Source organism: Psychrobacter sp. ER1 (assembly GCF_048631835.1).
Classification (GTDB): domain Bacteria; phylum Pseudomonadota; class Gammaproteobacteria; order Pseudomonadales; family Moraxellaceae; genus Psychrobacter.
On sequence record NZ_CP184640.1, the window covers coordinates 2620071 to 2644668 of the forward strand.

The window sequence follows — 24598 nt, forward strand, 5'->3', positions numbered from 1 at the left end:
TGCAAGCCCTTTATGTACTGATGTTAAATACTTAATGGTTTAGCGCTGCTTATATTGAGTTTTGCAATAAGCGCGGCCAACTTCGAAAGAGCGCTTTGCCTCATGCTTGGTAGCACGATTGCTCACTCTCTGACGCCATAAGCGAAAAGATGACGGCTTTAGCTCTTGGCGCATGAGTTTGATAACCCCAGTCTCATCAAGACCATAGCTATGCTCTATAGCACCGAAGGGCGTTCTATCTTCCCATGCCATCTCTATCACGCGAGATATTTGCACATCATCAAGTACTATGTCGCCAGCGTCGTTGACGGTTTTTGCAATCAGCTCGTCTGACTTAACTTGAGACACTTCGTCACTATAATCAATGTTACGTTGTTTCTTTTGTAGAGCAGCATCCATATCAGCTTGCATAGTCGCTTTTGTAGAGCTCGTATCTGCTGACTTATTCTTTGAATTAGAAGCTGTCAAATCTTGATAACTTGCCATAAAAATCACCTTCTGAGCATGAATGGAATAGCGAAAAATGTATCACGGTCGTCTAAAAGACATCTTAGCTCATTTGAGCCATATGCCAATGATGTTCGATATGATCATTAATCACCGTTTGGATAAAATAATAGCTGTGGTCATGCCCCGCTTGATAACGTAATGTTAAGGGCTGTTCGGCTTTTGCACAAGCATCTTGTAGTTTAGAAGTCTGTAGCTGACCTTCTGCTAAGAAATTATCAGCCGCGCCTTGGTCGACTAAAATGCTCGAATACTGCTGACCGACCTTTTCAATCATTTGTGAGGCATCGGCTTGTGCCCATAGAGATTTATCATCACCGAAGTACTCTGTGTAAGCAGCTTGCCCCCATGCAGACTCACTGGCTGCGCATACTGGCGATAAAGCCGATACGCTGACAAACTTACTTGGGAACTTAAACCCTAGCAATAATGCGCCATGACCACCCATTGAGTGTCCTGTGACACCGATGCTGTGAATGGGAAACTCTGAACGTAGTAAGTCATATAACTCATCGACAATATAGCTTTGCATATTAAAATTGTCTGACCAAGGCGCTTGGGTCGCGTCAACATAATAGCTTGCACCTTGACCGACAAAATAGCGATCGTCGTTTGGTACATCGCTGTCTTCACTACTTCTGGGCGAAGTATCAGGTGCGATAAATATCATACCAAGCTCGCTACATTTTTGCTGAAAATGCGCCTTATGGGTGACATTATCGGCATTACATGTCAAACCTGATAGGTACAATATCGCAGGACAACGTCGTCCAGCCAAGGCTTCATCAGGTAGATAAATACTAAACGTCATAGAGGTTTTGGTAGATGTCGACTCGTGACTATAATAATGCTGCTCACCATTAAAACAGCGATTCACGCTTTTTTGGGTAAGCTGTTTATTGGTAGATAAACTATGACTATAGGAATTTTGCATGAGTGATATCCTTTTATTCAAAATAGAACCAATGACAATGTTTAATAAATACTCATCATCTAATAGTAAATCTGATATTGGCATTTATTAAATGCCAAATCATACTTTATATTTATTTAGCTATTCAGCAGCTATCTCTACTTCGTCTACCGACAGATTAGTAGTGCTGTCAGTTAAAATATTAACTGTTGTAGAGGTAGCATTATTTGTAATACTAGCAACGGATGGGCGCGCCTTATCAAACAATACTTGCTCAAACGCAGGTAATGCCGTCTCCATTAAGCTACCAATCACCATTTGCGGCTCTGATGGCTCAAAGCCCATTGCGCTCTCACGCTCATTGACCCGTATACTGGCATCCTTAAAAGCCGACTCAAAACTGGTATTCCCTCGTAGGCTTTCAGCAAAAAACGCTTGACCAAAATACGTCATCTCAGCTGTATTCGTGCAGCCAAATGATGCTTTGTCAGCGGCTGATGCAGTAATCACTACCGTGGTTGGCGATGCCAATTCGTCAATAAACGAACCTGAGTAGCAGGCAGACACCACGATCACACGCCAGCGAATACCCGATGCGTCTAGCGCGTCACGCAACCATGTAGCATCTAAATTATCCATCGCAAGCGGCGGATTTGCCAACTGAACGATATCTTGGTTACCATGTGAAGACAACGTCAGGAACAACACATCTTCATCAGCGTTCATCTGCTGACCGATTTTCTTTAGACCGCGCAAAATGCTAGTCTTAGTAGCGATTGGTTCATCTAGCCAACTATAAGTATTATTAATCAGCGATAGTGAATGCCCGCTGGTACCAAAACGTACATCAAACAGCTCGCGCACTTTATTAATCTCGGAACGAAAAACGTTTTGATCAGAGAATCCTGCAACTCCCATAAAGTACCAGTCGGTTTTGCCATCGATACTTGGGTCTATACTATCCAATGCTTGCTGTAATAGGCGTGGCTGCTGATACAGTGCCGCCTCTTCTAATACAGGCTCTACAGGTATTTGCTTAAAGATCGGCTGATCAGCAACATTACGCTGCCAGATAGTCAGCAACGCAACCGCGCCGACCAATACAATGATTCGCTCCCACCATGGTATACGCAGACGACGGGAAAATATCCAAAGTAACGCTAGCGTCTGCCATAAGAACAATACTAAAAACAGTACTGGTAAGAACGAATAACTCCAATTTGGCAACCAACCATAGCTACCAAAAAACTGCACCAAGCTCTGCAATAGGGCTGACAATGTATCAGCAACCAACCATAGTACTACTGGTACAAATACCAATGCTTGATTACTCGCTCGCCGAGCCAAAATAATACCACCAAGCAAAATAATCATCGGCCAGATCAAATAACTGACCAATCCTTGCTCATTAAATATACTGCCACTTTCAGCAGCTAACCATGAAAATAAAACATTACTACCAAGTGCCAATAGTGCAAATACGGCAAACTGTACAAAAGTAGGTTTAACCCAAGAAAAAGCCCGTGTTGAGCCCACCAGCATCCACAAGGTTGCAATAATATTAGCAGCGAAATTGAGCGAAAAACGCTGAAGCGAGACGGTTTTTAACGACGTAAGTGACAAAGACTTAGACCTCTAGCCAGTCGAGAAAAATAAAATGACTCAATGATAATTATCTTAATGTAACAGCCGCGCGGTGCAATCAGTTGACGATTTTTTGTACAGCATGCAGACATCGATTTATATTGAATTCACGATGGAGTGATTATAGAAGATGACTAGCATTGCCTAATATTTTAGCTCGCTAATCTATCGCGATTGTAACGGATTGTCGGTTAAGAGGATAAGGCTGATTTGTAAAATTCACTCAGATTTGGCTAAAAATTCAAATAAAAAGGAGGCCTCTTATATAAAGCCTCCTTTTTTTACTAATTACTAAACATTATCTCATCAATAGCTCATTGACGCGTTTTAGATAAGCGGCTGGATCATCTAGCTGACCGCCATCTGCCAATAATGCTTGATCAAAAATGACTTGCGCCAGATCATCAAACTGCTCACTGCTTTCAAGCTTTTTGATGAGTGGATGGTCAGGGTTTACTTCTAGCGTTGGCTTACTTGCTGGTACGTCCTGACCCATTTGCTGTAGCATCTGAATCATTTGTGGCGATAACTCACCTTCACCTACAACCAAGCAAGCTGGACTATCGACTAAACGAGTAGACACTTTGACGTCTTTAGCACGCTCGCCCAATGCAGCCTTTAATTTATCAACAACAGGCTTTAGCGTTTCTTGGGCTTTCTCCGCTTCCGCTTTTTCTGCTTCATCTTGCAAGTCGCCTAAATCTACTGCGCCTTTGGCGATGTTTTGCAGCGGTGTCTCATCGAATGAGGTCAAGAAGTTCATTGCCCATTCATCAACACGGCTAGTCATCAAGATAACCTCGATGCCTTTTTTCTTGAATAATTCAAGTTGCGGGCTGTTTTTCGCAGCGGCTAGGTTATCAGCTGTGAGGTAGTAGATGGCTTTTTGGCCATCTTTCATACGGCCTTTATAGTCTTCAAAGCTTGTTACCAAACCGTCTTGGGTGCTAGTTGCATAACGCAATAGCTTAGCAATACGTTCTTGATTGCCTACGTCTTCGCCTAAACCTTCTTTGATGACATCACCGAACTCTGCATAGAACTGTGCAAATTTTTCTTGCTTGTCACTGTCTTCGCTATTAGCAAGACTTGCGAGCAAGGTTAAGATACGGCGAGCGTTACCATCACGAATAGATTTTACATCACGTGACTCTTGTAGTAGCTCACGGCTCACGTTCAATGGCAAGTCGGCTGAATCGATGACCCCTTTCACAAAACGCAAATACATCGGTAGCAATTGTTCAGCTTCGTCCATGATAAAGACGCGCTTCACATAAAGCTTTAGACCATGCTGCTGCTCACGAGTGTATAGATCAACTGGCGCTTTTTTAGGGATATATAGTAGCTGCGTATACTGTACGCGACCCTCTACACGGTTATGCGTCCAAGTAAGCGGCGCATCCATGTCATAAGAAATATTCTTATAAAAATCGACATACTCATCATCTTCAATTTCAGAGCTAGAGCGAGTCCATAGTGCACTGGCTTTATTGATTGTTTCCCAGTCATCAGTGAGTACCATCTGGCCACCAGTAGGCGTGTCGTCATTCTCGTCTTCTTTTACGTCTTCTTGCCAGATCTCTTTACGCATCTGAATCGGCAAGCTGATATGGTCAGAGTATTTATTGACCAAGCGCTTGATTTTACTGCGGTCCAAGTAGCTATCTTCACCCTCGCTATATTCTTCTTTTAAGTGCAAAGTAATCGCCGTACCGCGCGTGTCTTTGGTAATAGGCTCAACAGTAAAGCTGCCAGTACCATCTGATACCCAGCGCACGCCTTTATCCGCAGGCTCATCCGCTTTGCGTGATTCGACACTGATGGTATCAGCCACGATAAAACCTGAGTAAAAACCAACACCGAACTGACCAATCAATTGACCGTCTTGTTTCTGTGATTCAGACAATTTGTCTAAAAACGCCTTGGTGCCTGATTTAGCAATCGTACCTAAGTTTTCAATTGCATCGGCTTCGTTCATACCAATACCATTGTCGGTAAAGGTAATGGTTTTGGCGGCTTCGTCAACAGCGATGCGGATTTTTAATTCGCCATCATCTTCATAAAGGCTATCATCATTTGTGCCTTCAAAGCGCAACTTATCACAAGCATCCGACGCATTAGATACCAATTCGCGGACAAAAATATCAGCGTTAGAATATAGTGAATGCGTTACCAAATGCAGTAACTGCGCCACTTCCGCTTCAAACGTATGTTTTTTAATTCTGGATTCAGACCTTCAGCTTGAGTTGCTTCACTCATAAAAACTCCTTTAAATTCTATGAAAGACCTATTATCAGATAACGATATACTCACTAAAGCCGTTCTCATAATGTTAGAGAACTTGCCGCATGCAATACCGTTAAACTGTCTATACTAATAGGGGCATTGAGAAAAATTCAAGCTCAAAAGCCCTATTCAATAAAAAACACCGCGCTTGTTTACCAAGGCGGTGTTCTGGTATCAGTCATTTGTTTGCTTGGTTTTTACTTGCTTCGTCATTTAATTGCTCAGTTATTTTCTTATATAGCAATTAAAGCGCAAACAACAGCAACTATTCTGAATATGCTTCTATCAATATATCCCAGAGAGTCGTCAGCTTTTTTGAAAATTGAGTATGGGCTTTCATAGTAACCTCTATGTCGATTAAAATCGGCTTGTTAGTAATATTATCTTGTTAGCTACTATTAAAACCATTTCTCTATTATTTGTATAATTAATTGATTACAACGTATTATTTTATTTTACAAAACTATAAGCTGGCTGACTCTTAGCCTTTTAGCGTGGCATCGGACGAATAGTAAGGATTTGCTCACTACGACCAAAAGGGCCGTATACATCGTGCAATACCGCACTGGTCAATCCGATACCATCATCGCCATATTGTTGTACAGCCTCGATACCGAGCCAGCGACCTTTTGGCGAGCGATGCATATGGATTTGCAAATCAGTATTGGGAAACATCCACTCTAACTGAGACAAACCAAGACCCAATCTTGGTACAACACCATTGGCAGTATCGACCATACCTAACAGATGCACCAAGTCATCAGTCGGCTCGCCTTCTACCATGTCGAGATCATTGGTAATCCATACCATACCGCGACCAGCACGACGGTCTTCTGTTGCTACTAGACGTACGCTCTCAATAAAGCCGCCCGGCCAGCCTTTCATACCTTCCCAAACTGGTAGTTCTTCAGGTTTGTATTCTGCTAGTTGATCTTCAAGTCCGGCAATCTCGCTGGTATCTTGAGTAATTAGTCGCCACGCTCTTGCAATGATAGCATCGCGGCCGCGGCTACTCATGACCGCTTCGACCAGCTCAATAGTCCTGCCAGGTCGGATACAGCGAGTAGTGATAGTAAAATCGTCAAGCGGTATTAGCCCCAAGATATCGAGGCTCACACGTGCAATACGAGTATTGGGTTGTGGCGCAAAGCTGTTGATCTCAGCTGTCAGTAGGCCTGTTGCTGGTGCCATGTGCTGCTCATGCTCATTCCAAGCACCTTGAGCATGCTTGGTTGGCTGATAATGCGCCACACTGACACCGTCTTCTTGTAATTCTCGTTTGATAAATTTGTAATAAGCAGTCATAGCTATCCTATATTTTGTACTTTTATCTGTATTTTTTATTTAGGCTTGTACTTTCTATTAATGAATAAGCTCTTGTTTTCTTAGCGTGAGAATACGGCGAGCCTTTTGTATGAAAAATAATAAACAGACCATGACTACTGCGAGCATCGCGTAGAAAAAGCTTTTTCTGCCATAAACTTCATGATATTCATAAACAATACAAAAACTACTGCTGCCATCACTAGCATATTGAGCTTTAGTTGCTTGTTGACTTCAGCGAGCGTGGCCTCTGCCAATACAAATCTGGCTTTTGGTTCTTTCATGTGACCTTATCCATATCAATGATGGTTCATACAAATATAAATACAAACACTAATTACTTACCAACCTGAGTGACAGGAATCCGCAACGCTTTTGGCAGACTAAACGTCACATTTTCTTCAATACCAGATAGCTCACTAGGCAGATCACCACCCCAGTCCTGCAACTGTTGCAATACTTCTTGGATTAATACTTCGGGCGCGGATGCACCAGCGGTCACGCCTATACTCTGCACACCATCTAACCAACGCTTGTCCATCTCACTGGCATTATCGATTAGGTACGCTCGGCAATTCATACGCTCAGCCAGCTCACGCAAGCGATTGGAGTTTGATGAGTTTGGTGAACCGACTACCAAAACCACTTCACAGCGACTGGCCAAATCTTTGACCGCATCTTGGCGGTTTTGAGTAGCATAGCAAATGTCGTCTTTGCGGGGACCTTGGATACTAGGAAATTTTTCACGCAGCGCATCGATGACGCGCGCAGTATCATCCATCGACAAGGTTGTCTGAGTCACAAATGCCAAGCGTTCGGCATCTTGTACGGTCAACGCGGCCACATCACTCTCATCTTCGACCAGATGAATTTGTCCACCATGGCGACGATTAAAGCGTCCCATCGTGCCTTCGACTTCTGGGTGTCCTGCATGTCCTATCAATACTGCATCCATGCCATCTTGCGCGAACTTCGCCACTTCGATGTGTACTTTAGTCACTAACGGGCATGTTGCATCAAACACAGTAATATCACGGCGACCAGCCTCATCTTCAACTGCTTTAGACACGCCGTGAGCAGAGAAGATAACAACAGATCCATCTGGCACTTCGTGAAGCTCTTCAACGAACACCGCACCACGATTGGCCAAGTCTGATACCACAAACTTATTATGCACAACTTCATGACGGACATAAATGGGCGGCTCAAAACGTGTCAATGCTTCATTAACAATCGCAATTGCACGGTCCACACCAGCACAAAATCCACGGGGATTGGCAAGATAAATTTGCATAAAAAGGCCTATCATTGGATAATTTATAGTTAAAACGTATTTTTGAATGTTTTTATTCAAAAGTTAGGGCGAAATCAATGCTCTACTTTAGCATAATTTGATTTTATTGCCCTCAAAAATAGCAGCGCACTCATTGCAATATGTCAGGTGCAAATATCAACATGCTAGCTACATATTGCAAAACCCACTTTATCTCATATAAAAGCAGTTTATAATGACGCAACTATGATGATTTCTATCGCCATACATGATGGCGTTTTTTCTTTTTCCAGTCTCTACCACTGACTGAATCGTCTTTTAGTCTTTTACTAAGACGCATTTTACTAGCACATATTCCATTAGGATAAATTGTATGACAGGTTCATTATTTATTGTTACTGCCGCCTCAGGTACGGGCAAGACCTCACTGGTTAAGCAATTACTTGCTACGACCAACGACTTAACGGTCAGTATCTCACATACGACTCGCACCCCGCGCCCAGGCGAGATTGATGGTCAGCACTATCATTTCACAGATACCGATAGTTTTACCAATGGTATCAATGCGGGTCTATTTCTAGAGCATGCTGAAGTATTTGGTAACTATTACGGCACGTCAGAGGAAAGTGTACGTACTCAGCTAGCGGCGGGTATCGACGTGATTCTGGAGATTGACTGGCAAGGCGCGACGCAAATCAGAAATATCTTTCCCGATGCCATTATGATTTTTATTCTACCACCCAGCATTGCGACATTACGTCAACGTCTCTCAACCCGCGCGCAAGATTCTGTAGAAGTTATAAAGCGCCGTCTAGCTGGCGCGGTCACCGAAATGGCACAATATGTGAATGCTGACTATGTAGTGATCAATGATAATTTTGACGTAGCCTTAGCTGAGCTAAAAGCCATTATCGTGGCCGACAGGCAGACACTTGGTCGTCAGCAGCAACGCTATCATCGTACGATTAGCAACTTGCTAAACACTCAGGTAGAAGAGTAAACTACGCACAAGCAGCTAATCTCGTAAGTAGATATAAAAAGCAACTACGCGACTTGGCAAAAAATGCTATAATATTTAGCTATCCCCCTTTATATTTTTGATATTATTTTTATTGAGTGGCGGGCAAGGTCCGTTACTAATAAAAACAACCGAGGTAGCTATTTATGGCACGAGTGACGATTGAAGATTGTTTGGATAATGTTGATAATCGCTTTGAGCTAATTTTGGTCGCAAGCAAACGCGCCCGTCAATTGGCCAAAGGTATTGCCGAGCCGTTGGTTGACGTTGATAACGACAAGCCTACAGTATTGGCACTACGTGAAATTGCCGCTGGCAAAATCACACGCGACATTCTAAATCAGCCAGAGCATAATTTTGCTACTAGCTCATTAGATTTAGCATTGTCAGGCGACCACAGCTTCTAATCAGCTGTTTTGATAAGATGTATTTTATAAAGCCAATCGTGTTTTTATAAAATAAATACATATCTTGATCAACTATAGAGACCACAGCATAGGCTGTGGTTTTTTGGTTGTGATAATAATGTATTGGCTATTTTGGTCACCATTTATCCCCAAAATAGACCACTTAGTGAAATTTTTTCATCGCCCACACGCTTATCAGTTGACATTGAAAGCGATTTGCGATTAATTAGAGAATGGCGTACTCATCCTTAAGTTTTGTATGGTAGGTCATTATTTAGCCTCCATTTGCTTCGGTAAGTGGCCCAACAAGTAGGTCATGGAAAATAGGATCATCATTTTATGAGTCAAACCCTACCCAAACTCAGTCATCACCTCGTCGATGATGCTCAATATAATTTACTACGTTCGGTAGGTTATCTCACTGCTGCTGAGCGCCGTGATATTGTTGATGCTTGTGAGTTCGGAGATATTGCGCACATTAAAGACAAGCGCAAATCAGGGGAACCTTATATCACGCATCCAATCGCTGTTGCTGAGATACTAGCGGGCTTTCGCTTAGATCGAGATACCATCATTGCAGCAATCCTGCATGATACGGTCGAAGACACCGAAGTTAGTGATGAGCAAATCAAGCAGCGTTATGGTGAAACTGTATCAAGATTGGTCGATGGTGTGACCAAGCTAAAGTCCTCTTCACATAACAAGCAGCAGAATAAAGCGGCCACCTTTCATAAAATTTTAACCGCCACTCTCGCTGATCCGCGTGTACTCATTATCAAGCTTGCTGACCGTCTACATAATATGTCTACGCTAGACGCGGTACGTCCTGAGAAGCAACGCACCACAGCTCAAGAAACCTTGGATTTTTATGTGCCATTTGCCCGATTAATGGGTCTGAATGATATTGCTGACTATATCGAAGTATTGTGTTATCGCAATTTAGACTCTGATATGTACAACAAGCTGTCTGATAAACTGCTACAGCATGGGCTTGGACGTAACTTTCAAAGAGAGTCCATTCATCGTTATTTGAGTATCGTGCTAAATAACTTGGATCTCAATGGTCTGGTCAAAGTGTTAGACAATCGCGTGGTCATATATCGTCAGTTTTTCCGCAATCGCGGTGAGATTAATGCGCTACTGCGTCACTATGCATTTGAGATCGTCCTCGACAATATCGAAGCATGCGATAAGCTGGCCTATTATTTGATCAAAAAATATCAGATTGATGATACCCATATTGCGGATAATATTCGTCGGCCGCTGCCAGGTGGTAACCAGTCCCTCACCCTCATCTATGAGCGTGACAATGATGTGGTAAAAGTCACTATATTAACCAAGCAAATGCAAAGCGCTGCAAGACTTGGTGTCATTGGTGCAGAGCACGCATCTGATGTGAGTCAGTCGGTTATCCAAGCGTCATTGCGCAACATGAAAGATTTGGTCGATGAAGACAATCTGAATGAAAACAGTCCTGATTTCTCAGCAGCAGTCTCTACTATCAATGAGCTGATGGATTACCTGCATTCTAGTAAGATCATTTGCTACAGTCCTCAAGGGCGTGCTTACGAGCTTCCGCAAGGGGCAACGGCTCTAGACTTCGCCTACGCGGTCGGGCCTATGATTGGTAACGTTGCCGTTGGTGCAAATATCGATGGTAAAGCTGCAAAACTTGGCACCGTAGTAAAAACGGACAATCCGTTGAGATAGAAGTGAACAGTCACTCAGAACCAAAAGCGGAGTGGTTAGGGTTTGTAGTAACCAACAAAGCCCGTGAAGAAATTTTACGTTGGTTCAAAGATCTGTCTATCGCTGACAAACAACACCATGGCAGGCAAGCATTAGATCGTGCGCTCAGAACGCATCAGAAAAGTTTTGATGATTTGACAGATGCTGACTGGAAAGACCTGACCGAATGGCGCGGTCTGACAGAAAAAGATGCGCTATTTGAACAAATAAGCTCAGGTACGCTACTTCCTCAGCTAGTCGTGACACGTTTATTTAGCGATGAGCTGAGCGATCTACAGGCGAAAGTACATAGCGATGATATGACTCAACCGCAACAGCTGATTGCAAATGCTGCTGGTGTCGAGCTTGATTTTGCTAATTGCTGTCATCCAATATATGGCGACCCTATCGTAGGCCATTTATCACGTCATGGTTTGGTCGTTCATCGTCATAAATGTTTTTCACTGGATGATATCCGTAAGGACAATCCTTATCAGGTGATCCAGTTACGTTGGCGCAATGACAATGCTGTCAAACAAGGCGACATCGGTGAGCACGATCTAAAAAATAGCGGCAAGATTCGTTTTCCTGCTTACTTAAAGCTTTCTATTGCGCTTAGTGACGAGCAAATTAGTGAAGTTATTTATCACTTACGCCAGCTCAATATGGGGGTTGAAACCGTTGATGTTCGCAATACTGATACCATCATTCATATCGTGGTACGTAGTCGCAACCATTTAGCACAGGGTATCCGTGAACTACGCTCGCTGCTAGGTTTCCCTAACATTATACGGTTATATCAATTATAATAAGCGCATTTGCTGATTTGCATCACTGCTATAATTGTGATGCAAATAGCTAAAATAGAACTGCTATTCTAGTAGCAATGAATCACTCACATAAAATATAAAAGGGATACCCCATGACTCGTCAAACCATCCAAACTGATAAAGCACCTGCAGCAGTCGGCACTTATTCACAAGCTGTAAAAGTCGGCAATACTGTCTATATCTCAGGTCAGCTTGGTTTTGATCCTGACACGATGGAGCTAAGAGAAGGTTTTAAAGCACAGGCTGAGCAAGTATTTGAAAACATCAAAGCTATCTGTGAAGCAGCTGGTGGCAGTCTAAATGACGTGGTCAAATTCAATGTATCTTTGACTGACTTGAGTGATTTTGCTGTCTTGAACGAAGTGTTTGTCGCCAATCTAAGCGAGCCGTACCCTGCCCGCGCTGCCGTTCAAGTAGCTGCTCTACCTAAAGGTGGTGTGGTAGAAATTGAGTCTATTCTTTATATCGAATAAGATGATATTTAATGCTTAATATTAGGTGCTAATTTTAACAACAGCCTATAAGTCATATCACCATAAGCTTAGCATCATGCTAAGCTTATTGGTCTCCGTTCTATTATTCTGATCTCATATTCACCTAATAAGACTGCGAAGCCGTTTATGTTGGTACAAGTTGCTCTACCCGTTCCCCTTTATCGGGTGTTTGACTATAGCCTACCAGCTGATATGCTTGCTTTGCCAGACAGTGCGATACCGCAAATTGGCAGCCGTGTTGAGGTTTCATTCGGTCGTCAGACTCTGATTGGTATTGTGATTGCTCATATTTCACAAGACGATAGCAGCGTACCTGCTAACAAGATCAAACCTATTAATAAATGTCTAGATGCTGAGCCTATTTTGGACTCGGACATGCTCAAGCTTGCCTACTGGTTGGCACGCTATTACCACTATCCACTTGGCGACGTGTTAGCAGTTATCCTGCCAAGTCTTGTCCGTCAAGGCAAACCATTAGACTTGCTGATTACCCATTGGCGTATTTTACCTCATATTACTGATGATGATTTTCGAGCCAATGCCAAGAAACAAAAGCAGCAGTTCGACATGCTAAAGCTACATGGTCAGCACGGCGCAAGTGAAGATGTATTGCTATTAGAAGGAATGCAACGAGCCTTTTTAAAGACGCTAGAAGATAAAGGGTTAGTCGAACGCTATATTCAGCCAAAACAAGCACCTGCTCCAGTCAAACTGGCAAAAATGCCACTTGATCTCAATGATGAGCAGAAACTTGCTGTCGACGCTATTATTGCTGCCCATGAATCAGATACTTATACTGGTTTTCTGCTCAATGGTATTACTGGTAGTGGTAAAACCGAAGTCTATCTGCAAGCGATGCAAGCTGTACTAGAAGCTGGTAAACAGGTTCTTATTTTAGTACCAGAGATTGGTCTCACACCGCAAACGCGGGCAAGATTTGCCAGTCGGTTCGCAGCCCATATTGTGCTATTACATTCTGGCATGACTAACACTCATCGCTTACAAGGTTGGCAAGACTGCCGTACGGGTCATGCACAAATCGTGATCGGTACACGTTCGGCTGTGCTATATCCTTTCGCAGACTTAGGCCTGATTGTCGTTGATGAGGCGCATGATGGTTCGTACAAGCAGCAAGACACATTACGTTATCATGCCGCTGATGTCGCTCTCTATCGAGGTTTGCAATACAAAATCCCAGTGATACTTGGTACTGCCACACCTTCTCTTGAGCATTTAAAACTGGTCGATGATAGCAAGCTATCAGAATACCAACTGCTTACTCGTCCGGGCAATGCCAAGCCTGCAACCATGCAACTGATCGATGCTCGCTTGCAAAGCACCCATCAACAGGCACAAGATGACGGTGCACGCTATGATACAGGGCTGACGGATGCCATGATCGGAGCGATACGGCAAACGCTAGAAGCTGGTGATCAGGTGTTAATATTTTTGAATCGTCGTGGCTATGCGCCTGTTCTATTGTGCGAGGCTTGTGGCTGGCAAGCAGATTGTCCGCGCTGTGACGCGCACCTGACCGTTCACTATAATAGCCAAGCTCAGCGAAACAGTTATTCAAACAACTCTTATTTGAAATGCCATCATTGCGATTGGCAAGCCTATATCCCTACCGTATGCCCTGATTGTGGCAGTCAAAACCTGGATGCCAAAGGTATGGGAACGACAAGGCTTAGCGAAAATCTACACGCAATCTTTGCTAACCCTCAAACTAGCAAAGAGCTCTATCCGATTATTCAGATAGACCGTGATACCACAAGACGCAAAGACAGCTGGGAAAATATTTATGAGCAAATCAATAAAGGCAACCCTGCCATATTGGTCGGCACACAGATGGTTGCCAAAGGGCATCACTTCCCCAATGTCACGCTGGTTTGCTTACCCAATGCCGATCGCGGATTTCTATCAGCAGACTTTCGCTCACCAGAGCATACCGCGCAGCTCATGATTCAGGTGGCTGGCCGTGCTGGTCGAGGTGACAAAGCTGGCCGCGTATTGATTCAAACGTTGCAACCTGATAACGAGTTACTATTAAAATTGGTCAAAGACGGCTACTTGTCATTTGCACGCGAGCTACTGCAAGAGCGTCAAATGATGGGCTTACCTCCTCATCGACATGCTGCATTGATACGCTGTGAAGGCAAAACATTGGCAGCTACCACTCAAGCGCTCAAGGATGCTATTGCGCATTTGCCGAATGCTCATAACCTCGCTGTTCTCGGTCCTATTGATGCGCCCATGAGTAAAAAGAACAGCCGCTACCATGCACAGCTTTTGCTACTGGCTAAAGATCGTCGTCAATTGCACCATGTGTTGGGACAGTGGTGGCAACCAGTGCTTGCCCTACCAAGCGCTAAATACCTTAAGCTTACTTTGGACATTGATCCTGTCGGTTGGTAGTTCTCACGCAGCTCTCAACAAATGGGTGCATATCTTTCTACTCATCTCCTCATCATGTTTACTTCGTCGTTACAGCTTCTCATGCTTGGCTATGTTAAATTTATAACTATCAAATGATATGCGATCAAGGCTCTATGCCTACTCTACCCATAGCAAGCATCACTTATCAGTAAGCACCATCTATCGAACGCAATTATCAGCGAATTTGAGTATTATTATGAATCCAAATAATCCAAACTCTGACGAGCACAATCATAGCCAACAGCATAATAATACGGATGTGCCTAAGTACGTTCGCGAAGATGAAGAAAATAACTACACTCAAGAAAACCAAGGCCATCACGATCATGATGAGCATCTAGAGCAGACAACTACAGCACGAGATACCAAGGGCTATCAGCGTACGTTGCTGTTCAGCTTTATTATCATTACCGGTTATATGTTTATCGAAGCCATTGGTGGCTGGCTTACCGGTAGTTTGGCCTTGCTGTCCGATGCAGGGCATATGTTAAGCGATGCGATAGCGCTTGGCGCCACTTTGGTCGCATTTAAAATCGGCGAAAAAGCGGCTACCCATCAGAAAACTTTCGGCTACAAGCGTTTCGAGATATTAGTCGCTACGGTAAATGGTGCTACCCTTGTCATAATTGCTTTGATGATTTTTTATGAAGCAATTAAACGCTTTAACTCACCGCCAGAGATTGCGACCCAAGGCATGCTTATCGTAGCGACTATCGGTATGTTAATCAATATTCTGGTCGCTTGGCTAATGCACCGAGGTAGTCAAAGTGGCGAGTCACATGGTCATAATCATAGTCATGGTACGGATGATGCCCAAATCACAGAGCAGAAACCTAATAATGCAGAACCCGTTAACCTCAATATGCAAAGCGCTTATTTACATGTATTGAGCGATTTATTAGGGTCAGTAGCTGCGATTATCGCTGCACTACTTATGATGGGTTTTGGTTGGGTATGGGCAGATGCAGTGGCATCAGTAATCGTTGCCGTACTTATTTTAATAAGTGGCTACCGCGTTGTACGTGATTCTGTGCATATATTGATGGAAGGAACGCCTGCCAATATATCGCTAGTCGATGTAGAGCAAAAATTACTCGAAGACTCTCAAGTACAAAAAGTACATGATCTACATGTTTGGAGTATTACTAGCGGTCTCAATGCACTCTCCTGTCATGTAGTAGTAGATGGTGAAATGAGTATCCATGAATCAAATATTCTAATTGCCAGTCTCGAACAAAGACTGCTAGAGCTTGGTATTCACCATGCTACTATTCAGGTCGAAAGCTCGTCTCACCCGCAGAATATCGCACATAGCGATGCATTGGTCTGTGATATTTCGGGACAGCTACCTGATGGTAATAGTCATATTGGTCATAACCATTAACGATACATTTTCAGCTAAGTGATTGAATAAAGAAGTCAATAACTTGAAACACGACCTAGAAAATACAAGTATAGGCATCTGATACTGGTTCATACTAAAAGTTACGTAGAATTAGAACTAGAATCTAGATCACATTAAGACAGTCGTGATTTGCGACAAACTTTTGCTTTATTCCATTCAAAAAACTTAAGTTCAAATCGGCTTATGTGGTTATAATAACTATTATAAAGTTTTGTTTAGCACCCCAGTTAATTTTTATAATCATACTTTTTGGTATTTTCACTCTATCTATTGATGATACAACACTATGTCTAGACGCTCAGCACCCTTTGTCGCCCCAGACTATATCGATGATCCTGCATCAAAAGATGGCAAAAAACACGCCAAAGTTTTGTTATCAACGCTGCAAGAAGACATTGCAAACTTTCGTAATGAACAGTTTCCACCTGATATTTTGCGACAAATCCGTGACATGCCTATTTATGAAGGCAACTTAGCCGAAGTCCAAACCTATCAGCAACGTTGGCAAAATCTGCTTGAGCGTGCAAAGGATTTTTATCCAGCGGCCAATATGCCACCTGATTACTTGCCACTTCCTGCCAGCCTTGAGATACCACAATTCATCTATCATGTTCAGCGTCTACATTTAACTAAGACACGCGCCAAAGAATCTAAAAGCTTTGGATCAGTAGGCGCCCTGACTGATAAATGTGGTCAATATACGGATGATGAAATTGAGCGCATGACAGCGGTGCTAGATAACGACGAGGAAGCGCGACTGGTAGCGCATCGTGAATTTATCGATCTGCGTGCCTATGTTTTTTGTCGCGATAATAAGGGCGAAATGCTAGAGCCTGAGCGAGTACGCTTTTATCGTACGGGTCTTATTGTACATGCCCTGCCTGACTTTAAGATTGTAGATAGTCGCCAGACACCGCGTAAACGCCGCAACGATGCTTATAATAATCCGCTTGCAGACAATGGTGTGTGGAAAATTTATCGCAAAAAATAATAGATACTAGCGCGATATCGTTTTAGCCATACTGATTTTAGTCACGTTGATTTTATATCGTATATTTTATTCAAATTTTTAAGGAGCCCAGATGTTTGCTGCCGCCGCCGGCTCACCAAATCTCATGTTGCAAGCCACTATCTTTTTGGGAGCAGCATTGCTCTTTGTCCCTCTTGGTAAACGCTTCGGCATTGCAACGGTTTTAGGCTATCTCATCACTGGACTAATATTGGGTCCAAGTGGCTTGGATGTGGCAGGCGACGCTGAAAGTCTATTGCACTTTTCAGAGTTTGGTGTGGTCATGCTGCTGTTTATTATCGGGCTTGAACTCCAGCCTTCGCGTCTCTGGGCATTACGCCGCTCTATATTTGTGTTGGGTGGTTTGCAGGTCGGTTTGACTGGTACGCTACTGATGTGGTTATTACACCAGTTTTTCTCCTTACAACTAGATACCGCCTTTATCGTTGGTTTTGGTTTAGCCCTATCTTCTACCGCGTTTGTACTACAGATACTGACTGAAAAGCAGCAGCTTTCAAGCACCCATGGTCGAGAAGCCTTCACTATCTTACTATTCCAAGATATTGCGGTCATTCCATTATTAGCAATCATTCCCTTTTTATCAGGGGTGCGTGAACAAAGCTACGATTTGATTTATTTTGGTAAAGTATTTGCTGTCTTTGCCGGTCTGATTTTTGCCAGCCGTTACGTGGTTCGACCCTTCTTCAAATTTGTGGCTTCCAGTGGTGCGTCAGAACTACTAACAGCGGTCGCGCTATTTATCGTGATGGGCGTATCTATCTTGATGGGCCAAATTGGTCTATCAATGGCGTTGGGTGCATTTTTAACAGGTGTATTGCTCGCTGATTCTGAGTATCGTCATGAACTAGAGGCTAGTATCGAACCTTTTAAAGGGTTGCTATTAGGTCTGTTCTTTATGTCAGTCGGTATGCTTACCGACGTCAAACTTATTTTGGCAGAACCCATCTTCATTATTGGCTGCGCACTCGCATTGATGTTCATCAAGTTTGCAGTGATTGCAGGTATTGCCAAAGTATCGGGCAATCGCTGGCCGACCAGTATTAGATTAGGCGTGACCTTAGCCCAAGGTGGTGAGTTTGCCTTCGTCCTATTCAGTGTTGCCACTGCTCAAAACGTCTTGCGCCCCGAGCTTGCTAATACTCTCAATCTTGTGGTTACCATCTCGATGGCGCTAACACCTCTGGCATTCTTGTTATTAGAAAAAGTGGGTGAGCCGTTATTTGCCAAGAGTAAACCGAGTCGCGAATACGATACCATTCCCGATCATGAGCATCAGGTCATTATTGCAGGCTTTGGCCGCGTCGGACAGATTATTGGCCGTGTACTGCGCATGCATAATATCGAATTTACCGCTATCGAACGCTCTGCAAACCGAGTAGATTTCGTAAGAAAATTCGGTAACCAAGTCTATTATGGCGACCCAAAGAACCCTGAAATTCTACGAGCGGCAGGTATTCAAAAAGCGCGGGTGTTTATTCTGGCTATCGATGACTTAGAGCGTTCTATCACCACCGCCCAGTATTTACGCAAAAATTATCCTGAACTGATTGTATTGGCAAGAGCGCGCGATCGTCAGCACTATTATCGTTTACGTGAGGTTGGTGTGCGACACATCTGGCGTGAGACTTATTTGTCATCTTTGGACATGTCACGCGAATCACTACAGCTGTTAGGTATTTCTCCAGAAAAAGCACGAGAAACAGTAAAAACATTCCGTGATTATGATGATGACTTGATCGAACGTCAACAAGCTATCTACGATGATGAAGCCAGCATGATTGAGTCCGCGCAATCAGCAATGGCTGAGCTCGAAAGCTTGTTTGATGAAGATATTGGTAAAGCACGTAAAATGGATTTGACCGATTTTTATGAGGCGTTAAAGAGCCAAGCAACACCAGTTGAGGAAAAGGATGATACTGCAACGGACTCTAAGCATTAGCTCTCAGTACTAGCAACATCTATAAACACTCGTAAAGCACAGCCCCTAATCAGCTATGCAGTTTTTAGGAGCTTGTTTTTATTCAGTGAGCTGGTGCAATCCCAATTATCACTGTCTGGTATATGATAAAAGACCAACGTCTGCTCGTTTAAATAGCGTATCGGAAACGTCACGTTCTGAATCGTTGCTACTACCGCACAGTCGGTTTCTGTTACGCCAGCAGCTTGAGTATCGACATGCATGCGTATCTGCTGCTGCTCGGTACTCAGAGGCAAACTTACTGGGCACTGCCCTGTCTGCTGATAAATCAACGCCACTCGATTTTGGGCATTCTTTGCAATATCATAAGCATCAAACAACACTTCGTTTGCTTTTGGCTTGGCAATAATCGGTAAAAACTGCACCTTAATCACCAATAGCGAAAACGCAAAAAACCAAATCCTAATGCCAGTCCGAACAAGCTAACGCCGCCTTCTCTTTGCAAATGTGCCTTCTGTGCTGCCTCATCTCGCGGATGATCATTTATCGCATCAGCGATCTCACGCCTTGCCATACGGTAGTAATACGCATCCGTCCAGCGTGCCACCATGAACGACCAAAACAACCAAATAACGGCAGCAATACCGATACGTGTTGCCATCTGATAAACATCTGGTACATAGGACATCGCTACAAACTCAAAGGCGACTAGCACCAGTGCCACATTAAGCTGGATAAAAGACCACCCTGCGACACTATAGACAATCGCATCCATATAGCGCTTGCGATATAGCAACCAAGGAAAAGTGATAAAAAATGCAGCCCAATGCCATTTTGGCGACAGATAACCTTGCTGATCAAACTGCTCAAAGCGTTTGAGATAATAACGCTGGCTACGATTACCGATGAACCACTTGTCTAACTGCTTACGTTTAGCAGGTGTTAGCGCTTCTTGATAAAATGGTGGCGGTGAATCTGTCTCGATAAATAACATGGCAACACGCTCTACTTGCTGACTCTTAGGAAAAGCACTTGAAAGATACCATTATATGATAACGCCAAAACCCGTGTGTAACATAGAGAAACCACAGCACTGACCAGCAAATACGCGAAAATAGGATTGTCCGTTCACAGTTGTATGGATTTAACTTATAATAAGCAAACATCACCCACCTAATTAAGCCTTACGAATCCTATGAGTCAACATTCTGATATCAATGACAACGTCAATAGTACCGATACTACTGATGAGCAAACCCTTAATAGCACAAGTGAGCCTATCGATATCGATAACAGCACTAGCCAAGAGATAGAGCCGACCTCTGACAATCATATCCGCATCGTCAATACGTTTATGAAGCGCCGTACGCACATGAACAAAAACGCTGAGCTTGCACTAACTGCTCCAGAGTTTTCTGAGTATTTGGTCAATAACAGTTTTGGTGATGGCGATCTTACCGGTATTGACAACTTACGTACGTTATTTGCTGATAGCCCTAACGGTCCAGATGCGCCGCTTACGGTAGAGATTGGTTTTGGCTTGGGTGATTCATTTATTGAAATGGCGGCCGCTGACCCTACTCGTAACTTTGTCGGTGTAGAAGTGCATGAGCCTGGTATTGGTAAATGTGCTTATATGGCTGGCACCCAAAATTTGAGCAACGTAAAAATCATCAACGGTGATGCCATTCAATTGCTCAAGCAATTACCAGAAAACCATATCGACCGTATTCAGCTATACTTCCCTGACCCATGGCAAAAGAAGCGTCACTATAAGCGTCGTTTTGTCAGTCCTGAACGTATGACCATCGTCACGCGCAGCTTAAAACAAGGCGGCTGGTTCCATACAGCAACTGACTGGGAGCATTATGCATTTTGGATGGTTGAAGTATTGGATGGTTTCGCTGGATTGACTAACAAAGCAGGTACAGGTAATTTCACTGAGCGTCCTGACTTTCGTCCAATGACTAAGTTTGAGCGTCGTGGCCTCGACCGTGGGCATGGCGTGTGGGATTTGATCTATATCAAAGACTGATTAATACAGCTCTACTTTTAAGTGTTTTGACAAAGCGGCTATCTGATGTAGCCGCTTTTTTGTGGCCTTCTATAGGCTATAGAAAATATCTCTAAAAATACTAGACATCCTATGCATAACTATGTCTGTTGACATCTTAGGTATATATCTTGAGTCATACTCCTGACTTTTAATGCCTATAGTATGATTATGCATAAAAAAGATAAATTTATAATTTGTGAAACATAGCGCTCATAGCGTTGTTTGTAGACAAAACTGCTTCTCTAAAGTGATTAGAAAAAAATATAGAATCCGTTCCTAGCACTAATAATCTACGTAAACTTATGTATTATAAGGCTTTACAGAGTTCTCCCCATAAGCTGTGGATAACCCTGTGCATAAGTCACTACTTGACAACTTTATAGCTAAGCAACTTAAAGGATAAGGTAAAATCGTTCATTTTTTGTACAATTTATAAATCATTTAAAATCAAATACTTATATTAAATTCACACACATAAAAAATTATTTTAAATAATTTCTAAAATAATTTAATTATTCATAATGTTTCACAATTAGCGAAAATAAGCCTTTTATTTGTTGTGGACAACTCCTAAATCTATTGACAAGCATAGTCATTATCAGGTTCAAAACAACAGCGACCTATCGCATCATTTCTATAGATTTTCAGCGTCATACCATACGACAGATAGTGTCGTCTAGCATCCCTCAACGCTCATTATAGTGCTTTGCTTTTGTTATAATTACCTTATCAAATCAACAGCGTTAAGAAGTTGAGTCGAGTAATTAGCACGCCAAGTCTGACTTAAAAACAACGATAACGACAGTGTATTACGGACTTATTTTTACTTCTCTCGCTATTTAATTTTACTGTATAGTAGAACGATACATTCGATACTACTACCTATACCAGTCACGTGACAACCTATTTTTTGATAAAACAGCCAGACAATAATTGCCGACTTCATAACAGTCAGTATGCGTTTGCCAAAGGTTTTAACCGTACCAATATTTTATTTATAGCATCAACTTAACTACCGAAAACAAGGAATCCAATATGGACGACAATAAAGCCAAAGCCCTCAAAGCGGCATTAGGTCAAATCGAAAAGCAATTTGGTAAAAACACCATCATGCATCTAGGCGATGACTCGGCCATTATGGATGTCGACGTGGTCTCTACAGGCTCTCTAGGATTAGACATTGCGCTTGGCATTGGCGGTCTACCAAAAGGCCGTATCGTTGAAATTTACGGCCCAGAAAGCTCAGGTAAAACCACCATGACCCTGCAAGCTATTGCAGAATGTCAAAAGCAAGGCGGTACCTGTGCCTTTATCGATGCTGAGCATGCGCTTGACCCTGTTTATGCACGCAAGCTTGGGGTAAATACTGATGACTTATTGCTCTCGCAGCCTGACAATGGCGAGCAAGCACTTGAAATCACCGATATGTTGGTACGCTCAGGCGCGATCGACATGATTGTAATTGATTCAGTAGCCGCCTTGACGCCACGTGCAGAAATTGAAGGTGAAATGGGTGACTCACACATGGGTCTGCAAGCGCGCCTGATGAGCCAAGCCCTACGTAAAATCACTGGTAACGCCAAACGCTCTAACTGTATGGTGGTGTTTATCAACCAGATTCGTATGAAAATTGGTGTTATGTTCGGTAGCCCTGAGACCACAACTGGTGGTAACGCGCTGAAATTCTACGCCTCTGTACGTATGGATATTCGTCGCATTGGTGCGGTCAAAAACGGTGATGAAATCATCGGTAACCAGACCCGTGTCAAAGTTATCAAAAACAAAATGGCACCACCTTTCCGCCAAGCTGAGTTCGAAATTACTTACGGTGAAGGTACGAATCACTTAGCCGAAGTTATCGACTTAGGCGTAGAGATTGGAGCTGTTGGCAAAGCAGGATCTTGGTACAGCTATGGCGACGAAAAAATCGGTCAAGGTAAAGCCAACTCTGTGCTTTTCTTAAAAGAGAACCCTGCCATTGCTCAAGAAATCGAAGACAAGATTCGTGACGAAAAGCTTGGTACAAAGAAAAATAGCAAAGCCGACGAAACTGAAGATGCAGAACAGGCTTCTGAACCTGTACAATAACGGTTTAGCGATTAACCGTTGTCAGTTACTATGATTTATTATGAAAATTAAAACCTTAGCTGAAATTCTAGCTGAGTCGGCACCCGACTCAGCTAGTTCTGTTGATAGAAAATCAAAAAAACTGTCCAAAAACTCTCATACGAAAGAGCCTAAAAAACGAGAGAAACCTAGTAAACGGGCTATTCGTTCAAGTAAAGATGATTCAGTCACGAATGACGCTACTATTGATACAGCGTTCTTTGAAGACTCCTCTCCTAAGTCAAAAAAGAACTCTAAATCTAAAAACGTAAAAAGCGTTTTCACCCAGCGGCTAATTTTACCGCTGAGCCTAGTGATACCCCTATATATCAACCACCTGAAGCGCAAACCATCAAAGAGATGCTGGCAGAAGTCAAACTCGACATTCATAATGACGAAATTAGTGATGGTTTGACCACTGGTACTAGTGATAGCACTGAGCCACTATCCAAAAACTCAGAACATGAAGCTGAGCTTTTTGCTATCAATGGTAGTGAAGCAGACAGCCAAAACGATAACATACCAGCCGCGCTCAAAGCTTACTTACGAACCCCTGAACAAAAACAAGCAGAGATCGATGCGATTAAAGCAGAAAGTCGATTACGTTGGCTCGCATTTTATTATTTATCACGCCGCGAATACGGTAAGGCTGAGCTAAAGCAAAAGCTGATCGACAAAGAACAAGACCCAGAAAAAATTGACGCACTACTTGATGAGTTTGAAGAAAAAGGTTATCAAAGTGATTATCGCACTACCCTAATGTTGATACGTGAGAACATTCGCAAAGGCCGCGGACGTGGTCGGATCAAACAAGAATTCTATCGCAAGAAGATTGCTATGCCAGGTAACATCGATGAGCTAATCGATATGGCAAATACTGAGTCTGATGAATTTAGTGAGTTTGTAGATGATGATGCAGACAACCTAGTCGATGGTGTAGATTGGCTAAAACTGGCGGTGATAGCACGTACCAAAAAATACGGTAATGAGATACCAGTTGAGCAAAAGGAAAAAGCCAAGCAGCTACGATTTTTACAATATAGAGGGTTTAATACCGATATATGCTTTGCCGCACTTAACCATACAACAGAGACGCTAGACGAGCGATTTTAAGGCCTTACTATCGCTATCACTGTCCCTGCCAAACGGTATTTATCGACAGTTATATTGTTGTAATAGACATAAAAAAGAGCACGTTATACAACGTGCCCTTTAATCAATACT

The 24598-nt window shown here is 43.0% G+C and carries 17 protein-coding genes and 2 pseudogenes; 11 read left to right on the forward strand and 8 right to left on the reverse strand.

Annotated features, from left to right (window positions below; genetic code table 11):
- Positions 1-39: 39 nt before the first annotated feature.
- The 7 genes from ACOBWA_RS12185 to ispH all read right to left on the reverse strand — a co-directional run bounded on the left by ACOBWA_RS12185 (position 40) and on the right by ispH (position 7967).
- Positions 40-252 carry a TIGR03643 family protein gene (locus tag ACOBWA_RS12185; protein ID WP_057762609.1) on the reverse strand — a complete coding sequence of 71 codons (213 nt, stop codon included), beginning with the start codon at positions 250-252 and terminating at the stop codon, positions 40-42.
- A 298-nt stretch (positions 253-550) separates the two neighbouring features.
- Entirely contained in the window at positions 551-1441 is an 891-nt protein-coding gene (gene fghA / locus ACOBWA_RS12190; RefSeq protein WP_420229505.1) for an S-formylglutathione hydrolase, read from the reverse strand.
- A 120-nt stretch (positions 1442-1561) separates the two neighbouring features.
- Positions 1562-3043 (reverse strand): C13 family peptidase, encoded by a 1482-nt coding sequence (locus ACOBWA_RS12195; protein ID WP_420229506.1) that lies wholly within the window; start codon positions 3041-3043, stop codon positions 1562-1564.
- Between the two features lie 319 nt (positions 3044-3362).
- Positions 3363-5285 (reverse strand): molecular chaperone HtpG, encoded by a 1923-nt coding sequence (gene htpG, locus ACOBWA_RS12200; RefSeq protein WP_420230775.1) that lies wholly within the window; start codon positions 5283-5285, stop codon positions 3363-3365.
- Between the two features lie 554 nt (positions 5286-5839).
- Positions 5840-6655, reverse strand: coding sequence for a thioesterase family protein (locus ACOBWA_RS12205; RefSeq protein ID WP_420229507.1), 816 nt, complete (start codon positions 6653-6655; stop codon positions 5840-5842).
- 134 nt (positions 6656-6789) lie between these two features.
- Complete coding sequence (locus ACOBWA_RS12210) at positions 6790-6957, reverse strand: hypothetical protein (protein WP_261869025.1); 168 nt, start codon at positions 6955-6957, stop codon at positions 6790-6792.
- A gap of 53 nt (positions 6958-7010) precedes the next feature.
- Positions 7011-7967, reverse strand: coding sequence for a 4-hydroxy-3-methylbut-2-enyl diphosphate reductase (gene ispH, locus ACOBWA_RS12215; protein ID WP_114700587.1), 957 nt, complete (start codon positions 7965-7967; stop codon positions 7011-7013).
- Between the two features lie 352 nt (positions 7968-8319).
- On the opposite strand from ispH, the gene gmk reads away from it, so the two are divergent.
- The 8 genes and pseudogenes from gmk (at position 8320) to ACOBWA_RS12255 (ending at position 19233) form a co-directional block, all read left to right on the forward strand.
- Complete coding sequence (gmk, locus tag ACOBWA_RS12220) at positions 8320-8946, forward strand: guanylate kinase (RefSeq protein ID WP_420229508.1); 627 nt, start codon at positions 8320-8322, stop codon at positions 8944-8946.
- Between the two features lie 164 nt (positions 8947-9110).
- On the forward strand, positions 9111-9371 hold the full coding sequence (gene rpoZ / locus ACOBWA_RS12225) for a DNA-directed RNA polymerase subunit omega (protein ID WP_057761396.1): 261 nt from the start codon (positions 9111-9113) through the stop codon (positions 9369-9371).
- Between the two features lie 339 nt (positions 9372-9710).
- A pseudogene (locus ACOBWA_RS12230) lies at positions 9711-11908 on the forward strand (RelA/SpoT family protein).
- A 113-nt stretch (positions 11909-12021) separates the two neighbouring features.
- On the forward strand, positions 12022-12402 hold the full coding sequence (locus tag ACOBWA_RS12235) for a RidA family protein (protein ID WP_057761400.1): 381 nt from the start codon (positions 12022-12024) through the stop codon (positions 12400-12402).
- A gap of 147 nt (positions 12403-12549) precedes the next feature.
- On the forward strand, positions 12550-14838 hold the full coding sequence (locus ACOBWA_RS12240) for a primosomal protein N' (protein WP_420229509.1): 2289 nt from the start codon (positions 12550-12552) through the stop codon (positions 14836-14838).
- Positions 14839-15055: 217 nt separating this feature from the next.
- Complete coding sequence (locus tag ACOBWA_RS12245) at positions 15056-16243, forward strand: cation diffusion facilitator family transporter (protein ID WP_420229510.1); 1188 nt, start codon at positions 15056-15058, stop codon at positions 16241-16243.
- Positions 16244-16550: 307 nt separating this feature from the next.
- Positions 16551-17255, forward strand: coding sequence for a hypothetical protein (locus ACOBWA_RS12250; protein WP_102092779.1), 705 nt, complete (start codon positions 16551-16553; stop codon positions 17253-17255).
- A 91-nt stretch (positions 17256-17346) separates the two neighbouring features.
- Positions 17347-19233 (forward strand): monovalent cation:proton antiporter-2 (CPA2) family protein, encoded by a 1887-nt coding sequence (locus ACOBWA_RS12255; RefSeq protein ID WP_201605690.1) that lies wholly within the window; start codon positions 17347-17349, stop codon positions 19231-19233.
- 45 nt (positions 19234-19278) lie between these two features.
- Here the strand turns inward: ACOBWA_RS12255 and ACOBWA_RS12260 are convergent.
- A pseudogene (locus tag ACOBWA_RS12260) lies at positions 19279-20206 on the reverse strand (DUF2628 domain-containing protein).
- 201 nt (positions 20207-20407) lie between these two features.
- Between ACOBWA_RS12260 and trmB the strand changes: the two are divergent.
- From trmB to ACOBWA_RS12275, 3 genes are all read left to right on the forward strand, one after another.
- Positions 20408-21247, forward strand: coding sequence for a tRNA (guanosine(46)-N7)-methyltransferase TrmB (gene trmB / locus ACOBWA_RS12265; protein WP_420229511.1), 840 nt, complete (start codon positions 20408-20410; stop codon positions 21245-21247).
- Positions 21248-22303: 1056 nt separating this feature from the next.
- Positions 22304-23356, forward strand: a complete 1053-nt coding sequence (recA, locus tag ACOBWA_RS12270) for a recombinase RecA (RefSeq protein ID WP_179797620.1) — start codon at positions 22304-22306, stop codon at positions 23354-23356.
- A 378-nt stretch (positions 23357-23734) separates the two neighbouring features.
- A complete protein-coding gene (locus ACOBWA_RS12275) occupies positions 23735-24487 on the forward strand; it encodes a regulatory protein RecX (protein WP_420229512.1) in 753 nt (250 codons plus the stop codon).
- The last annotated feature ends 111 nt before the right edge of the window (positions 24488-24598 follow it).